The organism is Moorena sp. SIO2C4 (assembly GCF_010672485.1).
Taxonomy (GTDB): Bacteria; Cyanobacteriota; Cyanobacteriia; order Cyanobacteriales; family Coleofasciculaceae; genus Moorena; species Moorena producens.
In genome coordinates this window covers 1-2,144 of sequence record NZ_JAAHGN010001190.1, presented here as the reverse complement: position 1 = coordinate 2,144, position 2,144 = coordinate 1, and the positions used below count along the sequence as shown (strand labels likewise).

At 42.6% G+C, this 2,144-nt stretch carries 2 protein-coding genes and 1 pseudogene; all 3 read right to left on the bottom strand.

The annotated features are described in order from the left end of the window. Nucleotides 1-153: 153 nt before the first annotated feature. Nucleotides 154-465 (bottom strand): annotated as a pseudogene (locus F6K20_RS35420) (C1q-like domain-containing protein); the annotation flags it as partial. A 36-nt stretch (nt 466-501) separates the two neighbouring features. Beyond that, nucleotides 502-1,896 (bottom strand): bactofilin family protein, encoded by a 1,395-nt coding sequence (locus F6K20_RS35415; RefSeq protein ID WP_008190251.1) that lies wholly within the window; start codon nt 1,894-1,896, stop codon nt 502-504. A 56-nt stretch (nt 1,897-1,952) separates the two neighbouring features. Continuing rightward, nucleotides 1,953-2,084 carry a hypothetical protein gene (locus F6K20_RS35410; RefSeq protein WP_008190253.1) on the bottom strand — a complete coding sequence of 44 codons (132 nt, stop codon included), beginning with the start codon at nt 2,082-2,084 and terminating at the stop codon, nt 1,953-1,955. Nucleotides 2,085-2,144: the final 60 nt, after the last annotated feature.

Below are 2,144 nucleotides of genomic sequence, written 5' to 3'. Positions count from 1 at the left end.
AGAATGTAGAATGCAAAATGTAGAATTCCAAATTCTCAATTCTCAATTCTCAATTCTTAATTCTTAATTCTCAATTCTCAATTCTACATTCTTAATTCAAATACTCCCTACTCCCTAAAAGCCACAAGGAAGTTCAAACTGCTATATTACCAACTATTGACCAATCAGGAATCCCAGAAAAGAACTATAAGACACAGTAAAGGTACTTTTGTCTACACCTTCTAATCTGACATCGACACGGTCTTTAGGATCTAATTTCATCATTGCTGTTATCGATTGTGCTGTGAGATTTTTAATCAGCCCAGGTTCGAGCACAATAATCGTTGTATTATTGTCATTACTATCACCATTATTATAAATGCCCACAATCACACCATCGCCGTTACCATTACCTCCAGAAAATTGTAATGTGGCAGCAAAAAAGTAATAGCCTGATCTGGGGGCGATAAACGCATTGCTTTGATCATCAAAAACCTGGTAATGGTCATTCTTTTCAACAAATTATATGACATGGGTTCCTGAACTTTTAATATTTTGACCATCAAATTTTATGTCTGCATAAAATTTATATCCTGTTGCTGTGCCTCCGTCTGCAACAACACCCTGACTAATTTTGTTATCAACATAGGCTTTTACCGCCCTTTCGGTGGGTACGGCTGAATCACTGTTACCTTTAAGATTTTGATCATTGGAAAACTCATTGACTGCTACACCCAATTGCAGCTTCAGATTACCATTAACATCTAGATTTGCCTGTGGACTGGTTTTGTTAATACCAAGTCTGCCATTATTGGTATTGAAGTGCATCTTGATATTGTTAGAATTATCCTCAGGATTATTAAAATCACGGATGTAGAGATTATCATCAACGGCTATATAAGCCTGTCCACCGTAACGATAGAAGGCACCATCTTTATTTATATGCTGAGTGCGACTAAATCCACCCACATCAAGGGCTTGGGTCTTGGTAATCCCAGCAATGGTTAGGTTACCGGCAACTTGAAGGTTGCTGTTATCTAGAATGACTTGCCCAGTGCCTTTGGGACGAATCACAATATCTTGGCTAGCATTACTGCCAATCGCTTCAATACGGTTATAGCCAATCCCAATGCCTTGGGTGAGATTTTGGGCATAGAAGGCTCCAATATCAGCAGTTATCTGATTGTGGCTAGCTCTAACTCTGAGTTCACCCAGTTCAACATGAAGTTTCTTCTCTGGAGTGTCTATAGCGATACCAACATTGCCATTAACACTCAGGTCTTCGGCTATGTTCACACCATTAGCTATTTCCAGTTTCCTGGATGAATTTTGCGATCGCACTGTGCCATGAAAGGTAATCTGATCTTCATCCTGGTCTCCCAGTAACACATCTCCCGGTTGATGTTCAACGTCCCGAGCAATTACATCGCCTCGAAATGTTACATTTCCCTCTACCTCTAGATTCCCGGAGACTGTCACTGCTCCATTTAAATGGGTATCTCCCCCATCAACCTTAAGCTTGTAATTCCCTGGTTGTGTTGTGCCAATCCCAACCTTACCCTCAACGGTCAGGTTTTCCGAGACGTTTAAGGCATCCGCTATCCGCAGTGACCCAGATGAATGTTGCGATCGCACTGTGCCATAAATAGTCACTGTATCTTGATCGCTATTCCCTAGGGTGACGTTATCACTGACGGTTAGAGCACTCTCAATGGTCAAGGAGCCAGTCATGGTACCCCCGGATTGACTCACTACTCCAGTCAAGGGAGAGAAAATAGCGCGACGGTCTTCTACCAATTCCCACTTGCTGCCATCACAGCGCAGTAGGGCTAAGGGAGAGTAGTGATGACTAATGCCGTGGGGATGGGCTTTGTCTTGACTCCATTCAACGGTCTGTGAGGTTCGCGTCGGAATCAACCAATAATCCCCAGTTCTGTAGTTTCCGGATTCAAACTTAACTTCTAGGTCATTGTTTAACTGGATATATCCTTCATTACCTTTTCCATTACCGCCAACAGCGCCCGTAGGGGTTCCCCTTGGGCAAAATCTCGCTGCCGGTAGATCGCAGGTAATAGATTATATAGCCCCTCGGTTGATTGGTTCATCTTAGGAATACCATTGGTTTTTCACCAGGGAGCTCATCGAGAAACAGGACTTACGCATGA